The organism is Citrobacter farmeri, from assembly GCF_019048065.1.
Classification (GTDB): domain Bacteria; phylum Pseudomonadota; class Gammaproteobacteria; order Enterobacterales; family Enterobacteriaceae; genus Citrobacter_A; species Citrobacter_A farmeri.
In genome coordinates, this window is record NZ_CP077291.1 from 1090844 (window position 1) to 1112433 (window position 21590).

Annotated in this window: 23 protein-coding genes; 6 read left to right on the plus strand and 17 right to left on the minus strand. The window is 54.3% G+C overall.

All coding sequences use genetic code 11. The features are described 5' to 3' along the window. Positions 1-21: 21 nt before the first annotated feature. The 7 genes from proW to I6L53_RS05150 all read right to left on the minus strand — a co-directional run bounded on the left by proW (position 22) and on the right by I6L53_RS05150 (position 6998). Positions 22-1086 carry a glycine betaine/L-proline ABC transporter permease ProW gene (gene proW / locus I6L53_RS05120; RefSeq protein ID WP_042326032.1) on the minus strand — a complete coding sequence of 355 codons (1065 nt, stop codon included), beginning with the start codon at positions 1084-1086 and terminating at the stop codon, positions 22-24. Then, positions 1079-2281 (minus strand): glycine betaine/L-proline ABC transporter ATP-binding protein ProV, encoded by a 1203-nt coding sequence (gene proV / locus I6L53_RS05125; RefSeq protein WP_042326030.1) that lies wholly within the window; start codon positions 2279-2281, stop codon positions 1079-1081. The genes proW and proV overlap by 8 nt, the downstream gene beginning before the upstream one ends. 355 nt (positions 2282-2636) lie before the next feature. Continuing rightward, entirely contained in the window at positions 2637-3596 is a 960-nt protein-coding gene (nrdF, locus tag I6L53_RS05130; protein ID WP_042326028.1) for a class 1b ribonucleoside-diphosphate reductase subunit beta, read from the minus strand. A 10-nt stretch (positions 3597-3606) separates the two neighbouring features. Continuing rightward, positions 3607-5751, minus strand: a complete 2145-nt coding sequence (nrdE, locus tag I6L53_RS05135) for a class 1b ribonucleoside-diphosphate reductase subunit alpha (RefSeq protein ID WP_042326026.1) — start codon at positions 5749-5751, stop codon at positions 3607-3609. Next, a complete protein-coding gene (gene nrdI, locus I6L53_RS05140) occupies positions 5724-6134 on the minus strand; it encodes a class Ib ribonucleoside-diphosphate reductase assembly flavoprotein NrdI (RefSeq protein ID WP_042326024.1) in 411 nt (136 codons plus the stop codon). Before nrdI ends, nrdE begins: the two co-directional genes overlap by 28 nt. Beyond that, positions 6131-6376, minus strand: coding sequence for a glutaredoxin-like protein NrdH (nrdH, locus tag I6L53_RS05145; RefSeq protein ID WP_042326022.1), 246 nt, complete (start codon positions 6374-6376; stop codon positions 6131-6133). The genes nrdI and nrdH overlap by 4 nt, the downstream gene beginning before the upstream one ends. Positions 6377-6566: 190 nt before the next feature. Beyond that, positions 6567-6998 (minus strand): carboxymuconolactone decarboxylase family protein, encoded by a 432-nt coding sequence (locus tag I6L53_RS05150; protein WP_042326021.1) that lies wholly within the window; start codon positions 6996-6998, stop codon positions 6567-6569. 88 nt (positions 6999-7086) lie between these two features. Between I6L53_RS05150 and pdxR the strand changes: the two genes are divergently transcribed. Next, positions 7087-8430: a MocR-like pyridoxine biosynthesis transcription factor PdxR gene (pdxR, locus tag I6L53_RS05155; RefSeq protein ID WP_042326019.1), complete on the plus strand. Its 1344-nt coding sequence runs from the start codon at positions 7087-7089 to the stop codon at positions 8428-8430. A gap of 48 nt (positions 8431-8478) precedes the next feature. Here the strand turns inward: pdxR and I6L53_RS05160 are convergent, their stop codons facing one another. Further along, positions 8479-8805 carry an ElaB/YgaM/YqjD family protein gene (locus I6L53_RS05160; protein ID WP_042326017.1) on the minus strand — a complete coding sequence of 109 codons (327 nt, stop codon included), beginning with the start codon at positions 8803-8805 and terminating at the stop codon, positions 8479-8481. 161 nt (positions 8806-8966) lie between these two features. On the opposite strand from I6L53_RS05160, the gene I6L53_RS05165 reads away from it, so the two are divergent. Further along, positions 8967-9311 (plus strand): DUF2002 family protein, encoded by a 345-nt coding sequence (locus tag I6L53_RS05165; RefSeq protein WP_042326015.1) that lies wholly within the window; start codon positions 8967-8969, stop codon positions 9309-9311. Between the two features lie 34 nt (positions 9312-9345). Here the strand turns inward: I6L53_RS05165 and alaE are convergent, their stop codons facing one another. After that, a complete protein-coding gene (gene alaE, locus I6L53_RS05170; RefSeq protein WP_042326013.1) occupies positions 9346-9795 on the minus strand; it encodes an L-alanine exporter AlaE in 450 nt (149 codons plus the stop codon). A gap of 488 nt (positions 9796-10283) precedes the next feature. On the opposite strand from alaE, the gene stpA reads away from it, so the two are divergent. After that, the gene (gene stpA / locus I6L53_RS05175) at positions 10284-10685 is read left to right on the plus strand and encodes a DNA-binding protein StpA (protein ID WP_042326012.1); all 402 of its coding nucleotides are present in this window, start codon (positions 10284-10286) and stop codon (positions 10683-10685) included. A gap of 56 nt (positions 10686-10741) precedes the next feature. On the opposite strand, the gene I6L53_RS05180 is transcribed toward stpA, so the two are convergent. Next, a complete protein-coding gene (locus I6L53_RS05180) occupies positions 10742-11269 on the minus strand; it encodes a rhodanese family protein (RefSeq protein WP_042326010.1) in 528 nt (175 codons plus the stop codon). 9 nt (positions 11270-11278) lie between these two features. Further along, a complete protein-coding gene (locus tag I6L53_RS05185) occupies positions 11279-11578 on the minus strand; it encodes an ArsR/SmtB family transcription factor (protein WP_042326007.1) in 300 nt (99 codons plus the stop codon). Positions 11579-11759: 181 nt separating this feature from the next. On the opposite strand from I6L53_RS05185, the gene I6L53_RS05190 reads away from it, so the two are divergent. Together I6L53_RS05190 and lysM are read left to right on the plus strand one after the other, a co-directional pair. Next, positions 11760-11930, plus strand: coding sequence for a YqaE/Pmp3 family membrane protein (locus I6L53_RS05190; protein ID WP_042326004.1), 171 nt, complete (start codon positions 11760-11762; stop codon positions 11928-11930). 123 nt (positions 11931-12053) lie between these two features. Further along, positions 12054-12503, plus strand: a complete 450-nt coding sequence (gene lysM / locus I6L53_RS05195) for a peptidoglycan-binding protein LysM (protein ID WP_042326048.1) — start codon at positions 12054-12056, stop codon at positions 12501-12503. 6 nt (positions 12504-12509) lie between these two features. On the opposite strand, the gene csiR is transcribed toward lysM, so the two are convergent. From csiR to glaH, 6 genes are all read right to left on the minus strand, one after another. After that, positions 12510-13202 (minus strand): DNA-binding transcriptional regulator CsiR, encoded by a 693-nt coding sequence (gene csiR, locus I6L53_RS05200; RefSeq protein ID WP_042326002.1) that lies wholly within the window; start codon positions 13200-13202, stop codon positions 12510-12512. Between the two features lie 45 nt (positions 13203-13247). After that, positions 13248-14648, minus strand: a complete 1401-nt coding sequence (gene gabP / locus I6L53_RS05205) for a GABA permease (protein ID WP_042326000.1) — start codon at positions 14646-14648, stop codon at positions 13248-13250. A 125-nt stretch (positions 14649-14773) separates the two neighbouring features. Next, the gene (gene gabT / locus I6L53_RS05210; protein ID WP_042325998.1) at positions 14774-16057 is read right to left on the minus strand and encodes a 4-aminobutyrate--2-oxoglutarate transaminase; all 1284 of its coding nucleotides are present in this window, start codon (positions 16055-16057) and stop codon (positions 14774-14776) included. 25 nt (positions 16058-16082) lie between these two features. Beyond that, positions 16083-17531: an NADP-dependent succinate-semialdehyde dehydrogenase gene (gabD, locus tag I6L53_RS05215; protein ID WP_042325995.1), complete on the minus strand. Its 1449-nt coding sequence runs from the start codon at positions 17529-17531 to the stop codon at positions 16083-16085. 23 nt (positions 17532-17554) lie between these two features. After that, on the minus strand, positions 17555-18823 hold the full coding sequence (lhgO, locus tag I6L53_RS05220) for an L-2-hydroxyglutarate oxidase (RefSeq protein WP_042325992.1): 1269 nt from the start codon (positions 18821-18823) through the stop codon (positions 17555-17557). A gap of 18 nt (positions 18824-18841) precedes the next feature. Further along, a complete protein-coding gene (gene glaH / locus I6L53_RS05225) occupies positions 18842-19819 on the minus strand; it encodes a glutarate dioxygenase GlaH (RefSeq protein ID WP_042325990.1) in 978 nt (325 codons plus the stop codon). Positions 19820-20098: 279 nt separating this feature from the next. Between glaH and I6L53_RS05230 the strand changes: the two genes are divergently transcribed. After that, positions 20099-21586, plus strand: a complete 1488-nt coding sequence (locus I6L53_RS05230) for an alpha/beta hydrolase (RefSeq protein ID WP_232231118.1) — start codon at positions 20099-20101, stop codon at positions 21584-21586. Positions 21587-21590 lie beyond the last annotated feature (4 nt).

Consider the following 21590-nt stretch of genomic DNA (forward strand, 5'->3'; position numbering starts at 1 on the left):
CGCCACCGGGCAACAGGTGAATTACTTAGTGAAAGGGCGTGTGATAAGCCCAACAGGACCGGTGGTGTACCAGCGACGGTTACCCCGACTACGAGAGTCGCGACCCACGGCCTGGGTCAGACGGTCCAGAATGATGGCGAGGATCACAATACCGACCCCGCCGACGGTAGCCAGTCCCATATCGAGACGACCGATACCGCGTAATACCATCTGACCTAAACCGCCAACGGCAATCATGGAGGCGATCACGACCATCGAGAGGGCGAGCATGAGCGTCTGGTTGACTCCCGCCATAATGGTTGGCATCGCCAGCGGTAACTGAACTTTGAACAGCATCTGACGTGGACTGGCCCCGAACGAACGTGACGCTTCGATCAAATCGGCTGGAACCTGGTTAATCCCGAGGATCGTCAGACGCACAATGGGCGGCAGCGCAAAGATGATCGTCACGACCACTCCTGGCACGTTACCGATGCCAAACAGCATCACAATTGGCACCAGATAGACAAACGCTGGCGTCGTCTGCATCGCGTCGAGCAGCGGACGAACGATCTTCGCGGCCCGCGGACTGCGCGCCAGCCAGATCCCCATTGGCAGACCGATCACCACGCAAAACAGCAGGGCGGTCAGCACCAGAGCCAGCGTAATCATCGCCTGCGACCAGGCACCGATAGCGCCAATTGCAATCAGGGAAATCAGCGTCGCCACGCCCATCCCAACGCCGGAAATCTGCCAGGCGATCAGGGCGAATACGATAATCGCCACCGGTGCCGGCATCCCCAGCAACAGTTGCTGGAAGCCGTTAAGGATGTAATCCACCGGAACACGGATGCCCTGGAAGACGGGACGAAAATGGGTGACTACCCAGTCGATCCCTTCTGTAACCCAACTGTCGAGCGGGATCAGCGTTTTATGGAACGGATCCATAATATTGAAATGCTCTGGTGCTGGCGCAGGCGCGCTGGTCAGCCAGTCTGCGCTGCCGCTGTCGGCAGGTGTCCCTGACGGCGTACTCCAGGCGTCAGCGGACTGTGCGGCGCTATCGGTCGCCGGTGCGGTATCCCATGGATTGGATTGATCAGCCATTGTTTGCCCCCTCGCGATCTAAAGTCTGTAGCAGCATGCGTTTTGAAATAATGCCGACATACTGTTGTTCCTCATCGATAACCGGCACCGCGCACGGCGCCTGTCCGACATGAGAGAGCAACTCGCTAAGTGGGGTTTGCGCATCCACGGCCAGCGGTTCGTCGATTAGCGCCCCTTCAATGCCCTGGGCATGGCTTAATGCTGCTTTTAATGAGTCGATGGAGACCACACCAACAAATTTATTGCCGCGTTCGATGACGTAACCATATTCCCGGTCTTCATCCTGCAATAATTTCAGGGCAGAACGGGGACCAAAGCCCGGCGTTTTACGAATCAGTCCAACCGGGCTACGGCGGGCAATATCTTTCGCGCTAAAGACCTGGCTAATATCGACGCCGCGGAAGAAGGTACGGACATAATCGTTTGCCGGATTATTCAGAATTTCCTCCGGTGTACCGACCTGAACCACTTCACCATTCTGCATAATGGCAATTCGGTCACCAATACGCATCGCTTCATCAAGATCGTGGGAAATAAAGACAACGGTGCGCTGATGTTTCGCCTGCAGTTTTACCAGTTCATCCTGCATCTCGGTACGAATTAAGGGATCAAGCGCGGAGAACGCTTCATCCATTAATAAGATGTCAGGATTAATGGCTAATGCACGGGCGAGGCCAACACGCTGACGCATCCCGCCGGAAAGTTCATCCGGATAGCCGTGGGCGTAATTCTCAAGCCCCACCTGGCGCAGGGCGTCCAGCGCTTTTTCGCGACGTTCTTCAGCACTGACGCCGGCTAATTCCATGCCGAATGCCGTATTGTCCAGAACGGTCATGTGCGGCATAAGCGCAAATGACTGGAAAACCATCGCAATCTTTTTTCTGCGCACCTCGCGGAGTTCGGCATCTGATATTTTTGCGATATCGACACCGTCGATCAGTACCTGTCCGCGGGTGGGTTCAATCAGGCGATTGAGAAGGCGTACCATTGTGGATTTACCCGAACCGGATAATCCCATGATGACAAATATCTCGCCTTCTTCAATGGCCAGACTGGCGTCTTTTACGCCAAGCGATAGCCCTGTTTTTTCCAGAATGTGTTCTTTTGAAAGTCCTTTTTCAATATATTTGAAGGCGCGTTGCGGATGCTCTCCAAATACTTTATATAGATTTTTAACTTCTAATTTAATTGCCATGCAATAGAAAGATTCCTGTTATTTATATATATCGATATGTTACCTGATAGAAATAGTCACCTTTTTCTACCCTAACATACTGAGAATCTGAGACAACCCTGAATGTGAAATGAGACGAAATAGGGTGGAAGGCAAATAGCCGGGATTTCCCATGATATAAGGGCTGAGAGCAAACTGCGGCTGGCGAATATTTTTTGTAAGGGCCACCAGAAAGACGCCTGAATTTCTGAAATTCAGGCGAATATGACAACAGCTATTGAGTGTAGAACACCCAGAAATAGTTGGGTGATAAAAATGTGATCTGCTTAAAATATTAACGTAAATAGGGTAATGATATTCACCATATTAATTTACGTTAAAAATTCCAGTCTTCGTCTTCCGTTTCGACGGCTTTACCCATTACATAGGAGGATCCCGAGCCGGAGAAAAAGTCGTGGTTTTCGTCAGCGTTGGGCGATAGTGCGGCAAGGATTGCCGGGTTCACATCCGCCATTTCCGCCGGGAACAGCGTCTCATAGCCCAGGTTCATTAACGCTTTGTTGGCGTTGTAACAAAGGAACACATTAACATCCTCAGCCCAGGCGGTATCCGCATACAGTTCTGCGGTATAACGGACTTCGTTATCGTACAGTTCCATCAGGAGATCGAGAGCAAAATCCTTCAGCTCATCACGTCGGGGTTGAGACAGTTTTTCCATTCCTTTCTGATACTTATAACCAATGTAAAAGCCGTGAACCGCTTCATCACGAATGATCAGCCGGATCAGATCGGCGGTGTTGGTGAGCTTGCCACGGCTGGAGAAATACATTGGCAGCCAGAAGCCGGAATAGAACAGGAAGGATTCCAGAAATACACTGGCAATTTTCTTCTTTAAGGGGTCGTTGCTGGCGTAATGCGCGAGGATGATTTGAGCCTTCTGCTGCAAAGGTACATTTTCTTCACTCCAGGCGTAGGCGGCATCGACATCTTTAGTCTGACACAGCGTAGAGAAGATGGAGCTGTAGGAGCGGGCGTGCACCGCTTCCATAAAACTGATGTTCGACAGCACCGCCTCCTCGTGCGGCGTCAGGGAATCCGCCATTAGCGACGGAGCGCCGACGATGTTCTGGATGGTGTCGAGCAGCGTCAGTCCGGTGAAGACGCGGATGGTAAGCTGTTGCTCGGCGGCGCTCAGACTTTGCCATGCCGGGATATCGTTAGACAGCGGCACTTTTTCCGGCAGCCAGAAGTTGCTGGTCAGACGGTTCCATACTTCCAAATCCTTGTCGTCCTGAATCTTATTCCAGTTGATGGCGCTCACGCGTGTTAATGTCATACCGCTCTCCTTACAGTGCGCACGAGACGCAACCTTCTATTTCAGTACCTTCCAGCGCCAGTTGGCGCAACCGGATGTAATACAGCGACTTAATACCTTTTCGCCAGGCGTAGATCTGCGCTTTATTGATATCGCGGGTGGTGGCGGTATCGGGGAAAAACAGCGTTAGCGACAGGCCCTGATCGACGTGTTTAGTGGCTTCAGCGTAGGTATCAATGATTTTTTCCGCACCGATTTCATACGCGTCCTGGTACAGCTCCAGATTCTCATTGGTCATGAACGGGGCCGGGTAATAGACGCGCCCGGTTTTACCCTCTTTGCGGATCTCCACTTTCGAGACGATCGGGTGAATACTCGATGTCGCATGATTGATATAAGAGATCGAACCGGTTGGCGGCACCGCCTGTAAATTCTGGTTGTAGATGCCGTAGCGCATTACCTCGTCGCGCAGATGCAGCCACATTTCGTGCGTTGGCAGTGTGATGCCGCTACGGGCAAACAGCGCACGGACTTTCTCGGTTTTCGGTGCCCAGTCCTGCTCCAGATACTGCGTGAAGAACTCGCCGCTGGCGTAGCGCGACTGCGTAAATCCGTCAAAGGTTTGTCCACGCTCACGCGCCAGCAGCATCGACGTATGCAGCGCATGCCAGGTGATGGTGTAAAAGTAGAGATTAGTGAAATCCAGTCCTTCTGGCGAACCATAAGCGATGCCTTCACGCGCCAGATAGCCGTGCAGGTTCATCTGTCCCAGCCCGATGGCGTGGGAGGCCGCATTGCCGGCGGCGACAGACGGAGCGCTGCGAATATGGCTCATATCTGACACCGCCGTCAGCCCGCGAATCGCCGTTTCCACCGTCCGGCCAAAGTCCGGGGAATCCATGGTGTGGGCAATATTCAGCGAGCCGAGATTGCAGGAGATGTCATGCCCGGTCTGCGCGTAGTCAAGGTTCTCATCGTAGGTAGAGGCGCTGTTGACCTGCAAAATTTCCGAACACAGGTTGCTCATATTAATGCGACCCGCAATTGGGTTGGCGCGATTCACCGTATCTTCATACATGATGTAGGGATAACCGGATTCGAACTGAATTTCTGCCAGTGTCTGGAAAAAGTCGCGGGCGTTAATGTATTTTTTACGCACCCGCTCGTCGGCAACCAGTTCGTCGTACCGTTCGCTTATCGCGATATCGCCAAAGGGCTTACCGTAAAGACGCTCGACGTCATAGGGCGAAAACAGCGCCATCTGCGCATTCTCCTTGGCCAGACGGAAAGTAACGTCCGGGATCACCACTCCCAGGGAGAGCGTCTTGATGCGGATCTTTTCGTCGGCGTTTTCGCGTTTGGTATCGAGAAAACGCAGAATATCCGGATGGTGCGCGTGCAAATAGACCGCGCCTGCTCCCTGACGCGCGCCAAGCTGATTAGCATAGGAAAAGGCATCTTCCAGCATCTTCATCACCGGGATCACTCCGGAGGACTGGTTTTCGATGCGCTTGATCGGCGCGCCCGCTTCGCGCAGGTTAGAGAGTAAAAACGCCACGCCGCCGCCGCGTTTAGAAAGCTGAAGCGCGGAGTTCACCGCCCGGCCTATCGACTCCATATTGTCTTCAATACGCAACAGAAAACAGGAGACAAGTTCGCCGCGCTGCTGTTTTCCACAGTTTAAGAAGGTGGGCGTGGCGGGCTGGAAACGTCCCGAGAGCATCTCGTCGGTCAACTGTGACGCCAGCACTTCATCACCCTGCGCGAGCGTTAGCGCCACCATCACCACCCGGTCTTCAAAGTGTTCCAGGTAGCGTTTACCGTCAAAGGTTTTCAGCGTGTAGCTGGTGTAAAACTTCCAGGCACCGAGGAAGGTCTGGAAACGAAAACCGCTGGCGTGGGCGCGGGCAAACAGCGCCACCACAAAAGCACGATCGTAGCGAGCCAAAACGCTTTCGTCGTAATAGCCTTCTCGTACCAGCGTTTGCAGGCGCTCCTCCTGACTGGCAAACGTAACGGAGTGAGGATGGACGTGAGCGGTAAAAAAGGCCTCAACCGCCTGCCAGTCTTTATCAAACTGAATACGACCTGCTTTATCATACAGATTCAGCATGGCGTTCAGCGCATGGTAATCCAGCGATTCCTGCGTTACGCGTTCTGCGGTTGTCGTTGCCAAAATTCGCTTACTCCTTTTCGAACGTTGTCGATGTCGGCGGGGGTTCCCATTAGCTCAAAACGATAGAGCCAGGGCACGGCGCATTTTTGAGCGATCACTTCTCCTGCGCGACCGTACGCCTCGCCGAAGTTACGATTGCCAGAGGCAATGACGCCGCGAATTAACGCCCGGTTGTGGGCATCATTCAAAAAGCGGATCACCTGTCGCGGGACCGCGCCAGCCGTACCGCCGCCCCCATAAGAGGGCACCACCAGAATGTAAGGTTCGTCTACCTTGATCCGTTCGCGCTCATTCAGCGGAATACGAATAGCAGGCAGCCCCAGACGCTGCATGAAGCGGTGCGTATTTTCGGAGCTGCTGGAGAAGTAGACGAGCGGGTTCATGCGCTGGCCACCCGGGGTTCAGGATGCAGACGGTTGATCATATCCGGCCGGAACCCGGACCAACTGGTCTCACCGGCAATGACGACCGGCAACTGACGAAAACCTTGGGCACGCAGGGTATCCGCCGCGTCGGGTACCAGATCGACGTTCACCATCTCAAATTCAAATCCACGGCTCTCCATCGCCCGTTTGGTGGCGTGGCACTGAACACAATCATTCCGAGTGTAAATAGTAATGCGCATGATTCGTATTTCCATTTAAAATAAAGGAACGGCGCGATAAGTCGCGTCGGGTTGGATGTGTACTGATAGAGAGAATACTAGATGTAGTTGAAATAAGTTTCAACCATACAAGATATGGGAATTTTCGATTAATTACTCCCCACCGATGAGCCCGGCGGGGAGCGGGAATTTATGGTGATAAATCGCCAGATTACATCCGCATTCCCACGGCCAGGCGATTGAAGCAGTTCATCAGGCCGATCGCAAAGGTCAGGTCGCTAATTTCGCGCGCGCTGAAATGCACGAGCAGCGGCAGATAAACGTCATCTTCGGCATGGGTTCTGGCGATATCGGTCACCGATTCCGCCCACGCCAGCGCCGCTTGCTCTTGCTCGCTGAAATGATGGCTGACCCGCCAACCGGCCAGCGCGTCCAGTTTGCTTTGCGCGACACCCGATTTACGCAGCGCCTTGCTGTGCATCTCCAGACAAAACGCGCAGCCGTTGATCTGCGAAATACGCAGATAAATCAACTCCATTAACGTGGTATCCAGCGCGCTGTTTTCCAGTGCCGTTTTCGCCTGTACCAGGGCGTTATAGACTTCAGGGCTGAGTTCATAGTAGGGCTGGCGTAAGGTCGTCATTATGTATCTCCTCGTGTTGATGGCCGGCAATGTAGCACTATAATGGACTGCAAAAGAGAGCCATATTTTTACGAAAAAAGCAGACCATATGCCGCGCTACAAGCAAATTGCCCGTCAGTTAAAGCTCGCCATTGAACACGGGGAACTCAAGCCCGGTGCCAGACTGCCATCCAGTCGTACCTGGTCGCAGGAGCTGGGTATTTCGCGCTCGACGGTAGAAAACGCCTATGCGGAGCTGGTGGCGCAGGGCTGGCTCGAGCGGCGAGGGCAGGCGGGAACGTTTATCAGCGCACGGTTGCAGCCGGAGCAGGTGCTCGGTGAACCGGTGGTCTTTGCCGGGGAAAGCACGATCCCTCAGCCTTTTCAGATGGGGCTTCCCGCGCTGGATCTCTTTCCGCGAGACATCTGGGCGCGGGTGATGGGACGAAGATTACGCACGCAGACGCGTTTTGATCTGGCGCTCGGCGATGTATGCGGTGAAGCCGCGTTGCGCCAGGCGATCGTGGACTATCTGCGCGTGTCGCGCAGTATTGAATGTCTGCCTGAGCAGATTTTTATCACTTCCGGTTATGCGGCTTCGATGACCCTCATTCTGCGCGCGCTGGCCGCACCGGGTGACGGCATGTGGATTGAAGATCCCGGTTTCCCGCTGATCCGTCCGGTCATTGAGCAGGAAAACGTCGCGCTGCTGCCGGTTCCGGTCGATGACGACGGGCTGAATGTGGCAGCCGGGATCCGCGACTATCCGGATGCGCGTTTTGCGCTGCTCACTCCGGCCCATCAAAGTCCGCTTGGCGTCGCGCTGGCGTTATCCCGGCGTCATCAACTCCTTGAGTGGGCATCCACTTCCCAGGCGTGGATCATCGAGGATGATTACGACAGTGAGTTTCGTTATCACGGCAAACCGCTGCCGCCGCTGAAAAGTCTGGATGCGCCGCAGCGGGTGATTTACGCCGGTACGTTCAGCAAGTCGTTGTTCCCCGCATTGCGCTGTGCGTGGCTGGTGGTGCCAATAAACCAGGTGGGATGCTTTCGCCAGCAGGCGCGACAGATGGCCTGTAGCGTACCGCTACTTTGGCAGCAAACGCTGGCGGATTTTATCCGCGATGGTCATTTCTGGCGGCATCTGAAAAAAATGCGTCTGCATTATGCGCAGCGAAGACAATGGATCGAAAGGGCGCTTGGCGAGCAGGGATTTCAGGTTGTTCCTCAACAGGGTGGAATACAGTTGGTGATTGCGGTTGAGGGTGATGATATCGCGCCCGTGCGCAAAGCCAATGAGGCGGGTCTGGCGGTTCAGGCCTTAAGCCGCTGGCGGGTAAAGTCGTCCGGACAGGGAGGGATGCTGTTGTCATTCACTAACATTACCTCTCCGGAAATGGCGAGTCAGGTAGCACAGCGGTTACGTCGGGCCACTCAGACCGTTTTTTAGAGCGCCGGATAAGCATGGGCGTTATCCGGCACTCACCTTACGCTGCAATTAGCGACGAAGGCTCAGCAACGCGCCGACAAAGATCCCCACCGCCGCCGCCGTACCGATGCTACACCAGGGCTTATCGCGTACAAACGTATCGGCGCAGCCTACGGCATCCCGGGCAGCCTGTTGCACGCGCGTCCGACCATGCATTTTCGCCCGCGTCTCTTTCAGCAGCGCCTGCGCTTTATGCCGTGCGGCATCCGCTTCATCCTTCGCATCGCTGCCCCATGACTTCAATACGGCTTCCAGACTATCGGCCAATTGATTGACGTCCTTGTGAATATCCTGCACGTCATCATCTACGTCGTTTCGGTTCGGTCGGTTAAACATATGATCCTCCAGTGATTTCGATGTGACTTTCAGTGTAGTCGATATTTTTAACGTCTGAGACAGTTCACGCCGTTATCGCGCGTTTATGGACTTTTCTGAAAGCGTTGCTAATGCTGAATCAGGTAAGGTAAGCCCGCAGTAAAAGATAATGAGGAAAAAATATGTATTTACGACCTGACGAGGTGGCGCGCGTACTTGAAAAAGTGGGGTTTACCGTCGATGTGGTGACACAGAAAACGTACGGTTATCGACGTGGCGAGAATTATGTCTATGTTAATCGCGAAGCGCGTATGGGGCGCACCGCGCTGGTGATCCATCCGACATTAAAAGAGCGCAGTTCATCGCTGGCTGAACCGGCGTCGGATATTAAAACCTGCGATCATTATCAGCATTTTCCGCTTTATTTAGCCGGGGACACACATGAACACTATGGTATTCCCCACGGGTTTAGTTCGCGTATTGCGCTTGAGCGCTATTTGAATGGACTGTTTGGCGAGGCGAATTAATCTGGCGACTGGCATAGCCAGTCGCTGAGTGATTTCAGGCTTTGACCTGCTGGTAGCGGCTCACTTTAAACAGACGGCGGCAGTAATCGAGGAAATAGCCATATACCGCCCCCATCAACATCGATATCACGATATTAGAACTGACTGCGGCGGTAATTTGATGCCAGTCAGCGCCTACCGTTAGCAAAATAGCGACATAAACCGGGGACTGGAACGTGACATAAGCCAGCACGTCCGCCAGGTTTTTCACCCATCCTGCAGAACCTACTTTACGCGAGGCCTTCATAAAGAGATCGCGATACATTCCGTAGGGCCAGGCGATCAGAATATTGACCGGAATGGCGACCAGTCTGGAAGAAAGTGATTGCTCAAAGGTCATTCCGGAGAGAAATATCTCGATCAGCATGTTCACGACAGAACAATAAACAACCATCGCGAACGTGTCTGCTACAGCATGACGCAAGCGTGACTGCGGTGAGAACATGCTAATGCTCCTTGTACAAAGGGGTAAAATCGGCGTTAAGTGACTTTTCTTAGTGGTTTAGCGTAGTGTTTTCGCTTGATGATAGAGTATATTGCTGCATTGTAACTATCAACTAGATAAATGTTTTTATTTTTACGCGTTTTGTCGATAAAATACTCTGTGAACGCCTGATTTTTGTACCGCATAGAGTTTTTGTTGCTGATATTGATTAAATGATTAAAAATCAATGAGTTATGTTGGTGCGCTGATTGGGGCGCTTTCAGGTGAGGCAAAAATCGCACGCCATACCCGACGAACCGGCATGAAAGTTATTCGCCAGGGAATGAAAAAATGAGTCTGAATATTATTCAGCGTTACGCTAACTATATTCTCGCGGCTTAAGAACGGTATTCCCTCTGTTATATCTTAGGGTCTGGAAAATTCGCTAATAATAGAATACACTATCTGGTGTAATACTTTTGTTTGAGCGTTAAAGGGTTTTAATTATTATGAATTTGATGTTACAGAACTTAAATAATATTCGTACACTACGCGCAATGTCTCGCGAATTCTCCATTGACGTTCTTGAAGAAATGCTGGAGAAATTCAGGGTCGTCACTAAAGAAAGACGTGAAGAAGAAGAACGATTACAGCGCCAGCGTGCTGAACAGCAGGAGAAAATTAATACCTTGCTGGAACTGATGAAGGCCGACGGAATTAGTCCGGAAGAGTTATTTGGTGGTGAAGCCGCGACCGCGCGAACAGGTAAAAAACGTCAGCCGCGTCCGGCGAAATATCGCTATACCGATCTTAATGGGCAAAGCAAAACCTGGACTGGTCAGGGACGTACACCAAAACCAATTGCCCAGGCTCTGGCAGCAGGGAAATCTCTGGACGACTTTCTGATCTAATTCTGTGGGCGGTGAGGTGATCCTCACCGCTTATTTCCCACTATGGTATCCCGCTATTATTGAGAACGACGGTTCCACGGCATTTTGTCGAGCAGGCGCGCCATGCCGCAAAAGCCTGTCAGTCCGGCAAACAGGAGTCCCGCGCCCACAAACCCGCTGAGCAGAAAGAAGCCACTGCTGACGCTGTACCCCAACACAACGCCCAGTAACGCCAGTCCACCTGCTGCAATTTGTACCTGGCGCATGAGCGGAAGCGGCTGTGATTTATCTTCTGCGGTGGGGTAACCCGCTGCTTTCCAGCCATCAATGCCCCCTTCCAACAGTAAGGCTTCTGCTGGCGCGGCAAGAGCCTGCAATTTAGCGGCATTGTTTTGCGTCCGTTTCCCGGACTGACAATGAAAGATAACTGGCTCACCCTGCAGTCTGGCTGGAAAGCCTCCCTGTTCCAGGGCAGACAACGGTGCGAGATGGGCCTGCGGAATATGTTCACGCAGGTATTCGTCAGCCTCGCGAATATCAATCAGTCTGGCGCCTTGCTCAATACGGGCCTTTGCGTCGCGTGGGGAAATCGTCCCAATGGTCATGTTCACTCCTTATGGACAATAGACGTTTTTCAATGTGGCAATGAGTGAATTCACCGCTGCATTTTTAATGAAATAGAGAATGCGCTGGGCGTCGCGCTGGCTGTCAATCAGACCTTCTTCGCGCATTTTCGCCAGATGCTGTGAGGTGGCCGACGGGCTTAGCCCAGTGGCGCGCGCCAGATCTCCCGCGCTGGTACCCGGTGAGCCGCAAAGCATACACAGGATCAGCAGTCGCTTAGGGTTGCTCATCGCTTTCAGTAGAGTCGCCGCCTGTTCAGCGCTGGCCTGGAGTTGTTCAAGTTCGTTCATAGTTATTTTAGGTTTTGCTAAATTAAGTAAATTCTAAAATAAAAGCGAAATGCATGCCAGCGTAAAAAGCGTAAAAGAGGGTAAAAGCGCGAGAGGAGACTGGCGATCTCCGCTAAGCTCACTACGCTTAGAGATAAAATCTCTTTTTAAACAATAAGTAATTTTTCTTTTTGGAGTGTGTATGGGTTTCTGGAGAATTGTTTTTACGATCGTTCTGCCTCCGCTGGGCGTCCTGCTGGGTAAAGGGTTCGGCTGGGCGTTTATCCTTAATATCATTCTGACCCTGCTGGGTTATATCCCGGGTCTGATTCACGCGTTCTGGGTGCAAACCCGTCCTTCAACGCTTTCTTAATCGTCATGGGACAGCCCGATAGTGCGACGTTATCGGGCCACGCCTGTCACCGCGCGATCGGAATGTTAAGCGAAACTTTCTGCTACACTTCGTGAGTGTTTATTGTCAATGATCGAGGTGGATATGGGACTTTTCAACTTTGTAAAAGACGCTGGGGAAAAACTGTGGGATGCGGTAACCGGCAATCACGATAAAGACGATTTAGCAAAAAAGGTGCAGGACCACCTGAATAAAACCGGTATTCCGGATGCCGACAAGGTTAATGTACACATTGCCGATGGTAAGGCAACGGTGACAGGCGATGGATTAAGCCAGGAAGCAAAAGAAAAGATCCTGATTGCGGTCGGGAATATTTCCGGGATTGCCAGCGTGGAGGATCAGGTTAAAACCGACGCGCCTGCCGCAGAGAGTCAATTCTATACAGTGAAATCTGGCGATACGCTGAGCGCTATTTCAAAACAGGTTTATGGCAATGCCAACCTGTATAACAAAATCTTTGAGGCGAATAAGCCAATGCTTAAAAGCCCGGATAAAATTTATCCCGGCCAGGTTTTGCGTATTCCGGAGGAATAAGCGTCGTCACGATTTTTCTGCCAGCAGTGTACCGGCCATGGCCTGCTGGATAATAGGAATTGGCGTCAGCAAATGTTGACGCATGAGTTCACTGGCGCGTGCCGCATCGCGCGCCAGAATTGCCTCTGTTAGCGTCTGATGCTGAACGTGTTTATCCTCCAGCATTTCAACCGACAAGACCGTTTTTCTCAACCAAATAAACCGATAGCGTGCCGCGAGATCGAACAGCCGTTCGCGCATTTGCAGCAGATACTGCGAACCGCATCCGGCAACGATGGCGGTGTGGAATGCCTGATGGCGCAAATCCCATTCATCCAGCAGGTGTTCGCTGGCGTCGCTGGCCTCGAGCTTGCTGAGCATATGGGCGCGGGCGAGGATCTCAGCTTCCCATTCGTCATTGCCGCGTTCAATCGCCAGACTCACCAGCATCGCTTCCATATTGGCACGGGCGTCGAAAATATCGAGCAATTCCTGCTCTGACATCGACGCCACCCGATACCCTTTCTGATTCACTACCGTGACCAGCCGTTCCGCCACCAGATGAGAAAGCGCCTCCCTGAGCGGCCCAACGCCAAGAGAATAACGCGAAGTTAATAAGCTCATGCGCAGTTTTTCATCAGGCTGATAAATACCGCGGATAATATCGTTCTTCAGCCAGCGGTATCCATCTATGGCCGTCGGATGGGAAATGGCGGTCATGGTCTTACTCCTGAATCTTGTTCCCGGCCTGCGCCGGGAAATCATTTAACGGGTATTTTGCAGCGGTGTCTTTTGCCACAATACCAGTTTTTTCCAGCGCGACATAATCGGCACGGTACAAATAATTCCCAGCCCCAGCAGCCCTGTGGAAATGACTTCCAGCTGTTGCGCCGGACGAAAGAGCATCACAATCAGCACAAAACTGATAAAGCCAATCACCAGCCAGGTCAGCCACGGATAGAGCCACATCTTCAGTTTGAGCTCGCCACCTTCCGCCAGCAGGATTTTGCGCATCCGCAACTGGGAAACGGCGATGACCAGATACACCAGCAGCGCGATGGCACCGGAGCTGTCGATCAGAAACTTAAACACTTTTGCCGGGGCGTAATAGTTCACGACCACGGTTAAAAATGCTGCGCCCGTCGAGAGCAGCACTGCCACGTAAGGCGTTTTGCTGCGATTGATTTTGCCCATAATAGCGGGCGCATCGCCACGGCGGCTCAGGGAGTAGAGCATCCGCGAAGCGGTATACAGCGCGGAATTCAGGCAACTGGTTACCGACAGCAGGATCACACAGTCCATGATAAGCCTGGCATGCGGAATGTGCAGCAGCTCCAGCACCGATTGATAGGAGCCGACCTCTTTCAGACCCGGCATGTTCCACGGGATCAGGGCGACGACGACAAAGATTGAGCACAGATAGAAGATCGAAATACGCCAGATGACTGAGTTAGTGGCACGGACGATATGTTTATCCGGCGTGTCGGATTCGGCGGCGGCAATAGTGACAATCTCCGCCCCCATAAATGAGAACATGGTGATCAGCATCGCGCTCAGCACGGCACCAAAGCCGTTCGGCATAAAGCCGCCATGATCCCACAAACGCGAGATACCGCTGACTTCAGCATAAGGGTAAAAGCCGCCGATCGCCGCCGCGCCGAGGGCGATAAAGGCGAGGATGGCAATCACTTTGCACAGCGCCAGCCAGAACTCAAACTCACCGTAGTTTTTGACGCTCAGCAAATTACTGCCAGTTAACGCCAGCGTGATAACCAGCGAGAACAGCCAGATCGGGACGCCGGGAACCCAGGAGTTGAGGATGATCGCAGCGATGTTGGCTTCAAGCGGGATCACCAGCACCCAGAACCACCAGTATAGCCAGCCGATGGTATAGCCCGCCCAACGCCCGATGGCTTTATCGGCGTAGGTGGAAAAGGAACCGGTGTCCGGCGTGGCGACGGCCATTTCGGCCAGCATCCGCATAATCATCACGACCAGTAACCCCGCGAACAGATAGGCCAGCAGGACCGCGGGTCCGGCCTGGGCTATCGCCACGCTGGAACCTACAAACAGACTTGCGCCGATAACCCCGGCAATAGACAGCATGGTGACGTGGCGTGATTTCAGCCCGCCCCCTAAATCATGTGATTGCGACAGTTGCCCCATCTTATGACCTCTTTATTGTTATTGAGCCGTTAGCCGGATGGCGGCTGCGCCTTATCCGGCCTACAAACCACGCCGACTCAGTAGGCCGGATAAGCGAAGCGCCATCCGGCAATTGGCTGCAAGGGTTAACGTTGCTTAGCCTCGTCAAAGCACTGGGCGATGATCTCCAGACCCTGACGGATTTGCGCATCTTCAATGGTGAGTGGAACAAGGATGCGCAGCACGTTGTAGTACGGCCCGCAGGAGAGCAGTATCAGCCCTTTGTCGCGGGCGCGAGCGACGATCTCTGCTGTCAGTTTCGCATCCGGCCTGGTGCGGTCGCCGTCTTCAAACAGCTCGATAGCGATCATCGCCCCCAGTCCACGAACATCGCCGATTTCACGATGCGTTTCGGCAATCGCCAGCAGGCCGTTGCGCAGGGTTTCGCCAAGCTCATTTGCTTTTTGCAGCAGATTTTCCTGTTCGAAAATGTTCAGCACTGCCAGCGCGGCGGCACAGGCAATCGGGTTGCCGGCATAGGTGCCGCCCAGCCCACCCGGAGGGATGGCGTCCATCACCTCCGCACGTCCGGTCACCCCCGCCAACGGGAAGCCCCCGGCGATAGATTTGGCGAAGGTAGTGATGTCCGGCGCCACGCCCATCTGTTCCATCGCGAACAGCGTACCGGTACGGCCTGCGCCGCTCTGTACCTCATCGGCAATCAGCATGATCCCGTGTTCGTCGCAAATCGCACGCAGGCGCTGCATAAAGGCTGGCGAGGCGGCGTAAAAACCGCCTTCGCCCTGTACCGGTTCAATCACGATGGCGGCAATATCTTCCGGTGCAGCATCATTTTTGAAGATACGGTGAATGCTGGCGATTGCGTCGTCTTCACTAACGCCGTGCAGGGCGCACGGGTAGAGGGCGCGATAGACGTGACCCGGCATCAGCCCCATTCCGGCTGAGTACGGGTTCACTTTACCGGTCAACGACAGGGTGTAGTGGGTGCGACCGTGATACGCGCCGCTAAAGGCGATGGTCCCCGACCGTTTGGTGGCGGCGCGCGCGATCTTCACCGCGTTTTCCACCGCTTCAGAACCGGTGGTGACCAGCAGCGTTTTCTTGGCGAAGTCGCCAGGCACCTTCTGGTTCATGATTTCGCAAAGCTGCAGATATGGCTCGTAGGCCAATACCTGAAAGCAGGTATGAGACAGCTTTTTCAACTGTTCTTCGACCGCCGAGACGATCTGTGGGTGCAGGTGTCCCGTGTTCAGCACCGCGATGCCGCCAGCAAAATCCAGAAATTCGCGGCCTTCTACATCCCAGACCCGACAGTTTTCCGCACGCTCGGCAAAAATTGGGTGGATCTGTCCTACGCCGCGTGGAACGGCATTACTACGACGCTGCATTAATTCGTTATTGGTGCTCATCAGGTGTTCTCCAGTCGATTTTTTATTAAAGGCCGATGCACAGATATTTGATTTCTAAGTAATCTTCGATGCCATATTTGGAACCTTCACGGCCAAGACCGGAGGCTTTGATCCCGCCAAACGGCGCGACTTCGTTCGAGATAATGCCGGTGTTGATGCCGACAATGCCGTACTCCAGCGCCTCACCAACGCGAAAGACGCGGCTTAAATCACGGGCATAGAAATAGGCCGCCAGACCAAATTCAGTATCATTGGCCTGTCTGATGACGTCGGCTTCATCGGTAAAGCGGAACAGTGGCGCCAGCGGGCCGAAGGTCTCTTCTTTGGCGACCTTCGCGTTGTCGGGTACGTCTACCAGAATGGTCGGCTGGAAGAAATTGCCGCCCAGCGCGTGTGGTGTTCCGCCGCTAATCACGCGGGCTCCTTTTTCCAGCGCATCGGCAATGTGCTCCTGCACTTTGGCGACCGCTTTCTCATCGATCAGCGGACCGGTGGTGACGTCGGGGGCCAGACCGTCACCGAGGTGCAGTTTGTTTACCGCCTGCTGCAATTTCTCAGCAAAGCTTTCGTAAACGCCGTCCTGTACATACAGACGGTTGGCGCAGACGCAGGTCTGCCCGGCATTGCGAAACTTTGACGCCAGCGCGCCTTCCACCGCTTTATCGAGGTCGGCATCGTCAAAAACGATAAACGGCGCGTTGCCCCCTAATTCCAGGGAGATCTTTTTGATGTCTTTGGCGCATTGTTCCATCAACTGGCGGCCAATCTCCGTCGAGCCGGTGAACGACAGTTTGCGCACCAGTGGGTTGCTGGTCAGTTCGTTACCGACCGCGCCCGCCGAACCGGTGACGACGCTGAAAACGCCCGCCGGGATCCCGGCGCGGTTTGCCAGTTCTGCCAGCGCCAGCGCGGAGAACGGCGTCTGGCTGGCGGGTTTCAGCACCATCGTGCAGCCTGCCGCCAGTGCCGGACCCGCTTTGCGGGTGATCATCGCCGAAGGGAAGTTCCATGGCGTAATGGCGGCAGTGATGCCAATGGGCTGCTTAATGACGATCAGGCGTTTGTCGGCCTGGTGTCCGGGAATGGTGTCGCCGTAGATACGTTTACCCTCTTCGGCAAACCACTCAATAAAGGAGGCGGCATAGCTGATTTCTCCTTTGGCTTCCGCCAGCGGCTTACCCTGTTCCAGGGTCATCAGACGGGCGAGATCGTCCTGATGTTCCAGCATCAGATTGAACCAGCGGCGCAGAATATTTGCCCGCTCTTTGGCGGTAAGGTCACGCCAGGCGGGTAGCGCGCGGTTAGCGGCCTCAATGGCTTCGCGGGTTTCCGCGCGGCCCATTTTTGGCACGCTGCCCAGCGTCTCGCCGTTGGCCGGGTTGGTCACCGCAATGACTTCGCCGCTATCGGCATCGCGCCACTGGCCGTCGATCAAGGCCTGCTGACGGAACAACGTCGGATCGTTTAGTTGCATGATGGCTTCCTGTCTTAAAAAAGTTAACGGGTGAAGGCGGCGTGTAAGGTGTCCACGCTACGTGCCGCACGCAGCGTGCGTCCGGGATTGCTCTGGTTTGCCAGCAGCGTTTGTACCTGGCTGACGATGTGCGCGCCGATGGGGATCGCCGACGTCGCCGCCGGGGAGGGGGCATTGCAGGTGTGGATCGAGCGCGGGGTGGTGACAAACAGAAAATCGTCGATCAGCTTGCCGTCCGGCGAGACCGCCTGCGCGCGGACGCCAGCGGGCCACGGTTGCAGATCGTTTAGCGTCAGGCTCGGGCAGTACTTCTGCACCAGCCGCAGATAGCCACTTTTGCACAGCGAGTTTTTCATTTCGCCAAGACCTGCACGCAGGTTGTTTTGCAGGACCCGACGAATGCCGGCAGATCCGAGCATCTCCAGTGTGTCGCTGAGTGAAAAGTCGCGCTTGCGATAGCCTTCGCGCTTCAATGCCAGCACGGCGTTCGGCCCGACCGTGACGCTGCCGTCGATCATGCGGGTAAGATGAACTCCGAGAAATGGCATTGCTGGATCGGGAATCGGGTAGATCAGATGGTTGACGATCTGGTTGTGCTCCGCTGCCAGACGGAAGTATTCGCCACGGAACGGGCAGATGATAAAACCCGGTTCGATGCCGAGCATTTTCACCAGTCGGTCGGCCATCAGTCCAGAGCAGGTAACCAGCGTTGCGCCAGTAAATTCCTGTCCCTGGCGGGTATGTACCACGACGCCCGTGGCGTGCTCTTTCAGGGCGCTGACGTCGGCGTTGTAGATAATCTCACCGCCTCTGGCCTGAAAAATTTTCGCCATCGCCGCCGCCACGTCACGGTAGCTGACAATCCCGCTGGACGGCACAAAAATGCCACCGAGTCCGGTAATGTTCGGTTCGCGCTCGCGCAGCTCCCGCGCATTCAACCACTCGCGTTCTAAGCCGTTGGCCGCGGTGCGATCCCACAGGGCGCGCATCCGTTCCATTTCCTGCTCAGTGGTGGCAACCAGCATCTTGCCGCAGGTGTCGTAGCGGATGCCGTTTTGATCGCAAAAGGCTTTGGTCGCCCGGTTGCCGGCGAGACAAAACTGCGCTTTAAGGCTGCCAGGGGTGTAATAGACCCCGGCATGGATCACGCCGCTGTTGTGGCCCGTCTGATGACAGGCCGGGCCGGACTCTTTTTCCAGTAGCGCAATACGGGCGTCCGGATAAACCTCAATTAACTGCATGGCGGTCGACATGCCAATAATGCCGCCGCCAATAATCACAAAATCATACATCCGCTTGTTCCTTCACGCTTACTGGTGAGTCTGGTAGTGGTGGGTGGAATAAGCGAAGTAGCCGCGCTGGCGCATCAGTTCGCGGCGCAGGTCTGGATGCGACGTAAAGCGATCGCGACCGTGCAGCCAGAACAGGTTGTTAATCAGCAGGAATTTACCCACCGATACCGGAACGGACAGGATGCTTTTGCTGGTTTCCAGCGCATCGGACAGGTCGCTCAGCCAGACGCCTTCCTCAAAATCTTTTGGTTGTACGAACTGGTCGATGTAGCGCATGACCGGGCGTCCCTGCTGATCGACGTCAAACACCGGGTGGAACACATCATGACTGACGTTCTTACTGGGCGGCGCGGCGAAACGCATCGGACGACGAGCCAGGGGATGGCTGAAGTACTTGTCGAGATGCTCCCAGTCGTCGAGATGCAGCAGCAACGAGTTGCCGCCGGTCATATTCTGCTCGTCGATCTTCATCATCAGCACGTAATCGGTGATCTCTTCGACGTAGGTGCCGTCGTTATGCAACTCCATTACGCGATGCGGCTGGCGCAGATAGCTGTCTGAGTTATCGACATTTTTCACCACGAAGCGCGCATAGTACTGACCACTCATGGCATCAAAGTTGGAGCGTCCAACCAGATGCGCCACCGCCGTTGCCAGTTTGACCATCTCGTCAGCCTGCGCCACGTCATTGATGCCTTCCGCATTGATCAGTAACGCACCCTCAGCGCGATCGAGCAGCGTTTTCAGCAGCAGCGGCTGCAGTTGGTTGTCGCACAGATCGTCGAGGATCTTGCCCACTTTGAAGCGCAGGAACGATTTATATTCCAGTGCCTGCACCGGCCACTGCGCGACCTGCTGGAGAAAGTGTTCCGTTGTCCGGGCGGAAAAGGTTAGCTCCAGCAGACGCGGAGACTGGGCTGACGGTTTCAGCGTAAACCCATTGTCGTATTGGCCTGGATCCTCAGCATTCGGTTTAACGGCAGTCAGTGCATTCATCAGAATCGATCCTCTCAGTAGATGGTCAGGGAGACATGGCGAAGCTCATTTCGTAGCCATAAATTAAAAATATCTACATTTTTGATAAACGCGCACAAAATGAACTTTTTGTTTCTTTTTTGTGATCAAAAACAACAAATATTTAACATTACTAAATGCAGGGATAAGAAAAGACATTCCGGGAGAAAAGAGCGGAAAAGGTTGAGGAGTCCGCAGGTTAGCCTACACTAACGCCGGTTGCGGTACGTCTGATGCGCGAGGCTCGGGATAAACATGTTGATTAAAAACCTCTTTCGTCGGGTGAAGTGGGTGAGTTCCGGCCTGTTGGTGCTGGTTAAACACGTGGTGCTGACGCTGCTGGTGGTACTGATTGTTTTCCTGGGCGTGCGGGTATATCAGACAGAAAGTGGACCGGATCTTCATCCCTGGCACACCTGGCACGGGAATGAGATGAGCGCGGCGGAGCTGGACAACGCCACGTTTGCGCAGTATCAGGCGCGAGAAGAGGCGCTGTTTGCCGATCTGCAAAAACAGGTGAGTGATAAACTGCACCCGGATGAGCAGACGCCGATCAACCGTTTCTGGTCAGGCAGTCGGGTTTATCCGGCGCAATTCACCCCCAACGGAAACCGCTCATTCGTACTGATGCCGCAAGGCAAACCGCGCGGTGTTGCCGTGATGCTGCACGGCCTGACCGATTCTCCCTACAGCCTGAAATATTTAGCACAGATCTACCAGCAGCAGGGATTCATCGCCGTGGTGCCGCGCCTGCCTGGACACGGTACCGCGCCAGGTGCGTTAACGGCGGTCAACTGGGAAGCGTGGATGGCCGCGGCGCGTCTGGCGGTTCGTGAGGCGACGCGACTGGCGGGTCCTGAAGTGCCGCTGCATCTGGTGGGTTACTCTAACGGCGGGGCGCTGGCGCTGAAATATACGTTGGACAGTCTGGACGACACTGCACTGCGACGCCCGCGTCAGGTGGTACTGCTGTCGCCGATGATTGGCGTCACGTCATTCGCCCGTTTTGCCGGACTGGCGGGACTGCCGGCGCTGTTCCCGGCCTTTGCCAAAGCCGCATGGCTTAACGTCACGCCGGAGTATAATCCCTTCAAATACAATTCGTTCCCGGTGAATGCGGCGCGGCAGTCTTATCTGTTGACCAAAGCGCTACAGCAGCAAATCGTTCAGGATGCGCAGAATAAGCGACTTCACGACATGCCGCCGGTGCTGACCTTCCAGTCGGTGATGGATTCTACCGTCAGCACTCAGGCAGTGATGGCGTCGTTTTATCGCTATCTGGGGCCAAACGGCAGCGAACTGGTATTGTTTGATATCAATCAGGCCGCTAACCTGCGACCACTGCTGCGTAGTGCGTCTTATACCGCCGCTGCGACGCTGTTGCCGTCTGTACCGCGTGCTTATCGCACGACGGTGGTGACCAACGCCACGGCGGAAACACTGGCCGTGGTGGCGCGTGACACACTTGCCGGAACGCGCGACGTGCAGATTCAGCCGTTACGGGAAGCCTGGCCGCAGGAGATGTATTCGCTCTCGCATGTGGCGGTGCCATTTCCACTGACCGATTCTTTGTATGGGTTGCAGCCGGATGTGTTAAATCGCTATGGGCTGAGCATTGGCACGATTGCGCTGCGTGGAGAGACCTCCACGCTGCTGGTAGGGCTGGATACCTTAATGCGTGTCACCTCAAATCCGTTCTTTCCCTATATGCAGAAACGGATTGAGGCGGTTGTCGGAGGGCATCGTTAACGTG

Bases quoted from the DNA above. Each gene is read 5' to 3' on its own strand.
- proW (WP_042326032.1), bottom strand. From the start codon at position 1,086: ATGGCTGATCAATCCAATCCATGGGATACCGCACCGGCGACCGATAGC.
- proV (WP_042326030.1), bottom strand. From the start codon at position 2,281: ATGGCAATTAAATTAGAAGTTAAAAATCTATATAAAGTATTTGGAGAG.
- nrdF (WP_042326028.1), bottom strand. From the start codon at position 3,596: ATGACATTAACACGCGTGAGCGCCATCAACTGGAATAAGATTCAGGAC.
- nrdI (WP_042326024.1), bottom strand. From the start codon at position 6,134: ATGAACCCGCTCGTCTACTTCTCCAGCAGCTCCGAAAATACGCACCGC.
- nrdH (WP_042326022.1), bottom strand. From the start codon at position 6,376: ATGCGCATTACTATTTACACTCGGAATGATTGTGTTCAGTGCCACGCC.
- I6L53_RS05150 (WP_042326021.1), bottom strand. From the start codon at position 6,998: ATGACGACCTTACGCCAGCCCTACTATGAACTCAGCCCTGAAGTCTAT.
- pdxR (WP_042326019.1), top strand. From the start codon at position 7,087: ATGCCGCGCTACAAGCAAATTGCCCGTCAGTTAAAGCTCGCCATTGAA.
- I6L53_RS05160 (WP_042326017.1), bottom strand. From the start codon at position 8,805: ATGTTTAACCGACCGAACCGAAACGACGTAGATGATGACGTGCAGGAT.
- I6L53_RS05165 (WP_042326015.1), top strand. From the start codon at position 8,967: ATGTATTTACGACCTGACGAGGTGGCGCGCGTACTTGAAAAAGTGGGG.
- alaE (WP_042326013.1), bottom strand. From the start codon at position 9,795: ATGTTCTCACCGCAGTCACGCTTGCGTCATGCTGTAGCAGACACGTTC.
- stpA (WP_042326012.1), top strand. From the start codon at position 10,284: ATGAATTTGATGTTACAGAACTTAAATAATATTCGTACACTACGCGCA.
- I6L53_RS05180 (WP_042326010.1), bottom strand. From the start codon at position 11,269: ATGACCATTGGGACGATTTCCCCACGCGACGCAAAGGCCCGTATTGAG.
- I6L53_RS05185 (WP_042326007.1), bottom strand. From the start codon at position 11,578: ATGAACGAACTTGAACAACTCCAGGCCAGCGCTGAACAGGCGGCGACT.
- I6L53_RS05190 (WP_042326004.1), top strand. From the start codon at position 11,760: ATGGGTTTCTGGAGAATTGTTTTTACGATCGTTCTGCCTCCGCTGGGC.
- lysM (WP_042326048.1), top strand. From the start codon at position 12,054: ATGGGACTTTTCAACTTTGTAAAAGACGCTGGGGAAAAACTGTGGGAT.
- csiR (WP_042326002.1), bottom strand. From the start codon at position 13,202: ATGACCGCCATTTCCCATCCGACGGCCATAGATGGATACCGCTGGCTG.
- gabP (WP_042326000.1), bottom strand. From the start codon at position 14,648: ATGGGGCAACTGTCGCAATCACATGATTTAGGGGGCGGGCTGAAATCA.
- gabT (WP_042325998.1), bottom strand. From the start codon at position 16,057: ATGAGCACCAATAACGAATTAATGCAGCGTCGTAGTAATGCCGTTCCA.
- gabD (WP_042325995.1), bottom strand. From the start codon at position 17,531: ATGCAACTAAACGATCCGACGTTGTTCCGTCAGCAGGCCTTGATCGAC.
- lhgO (WP_042325992.1), bottom strand. From the start codon at position 18,823: ATGTATGATTTTGTGATTATTGGCGGCGGCATTATTGGCATGTCGACC.
- glaH (WP_042325990.1), bottom strand. From the start codon at position 19,819: ATGAATGCACTGACTGCCGTTAAACCGAATGCTGAGGATCCAGGCCAA.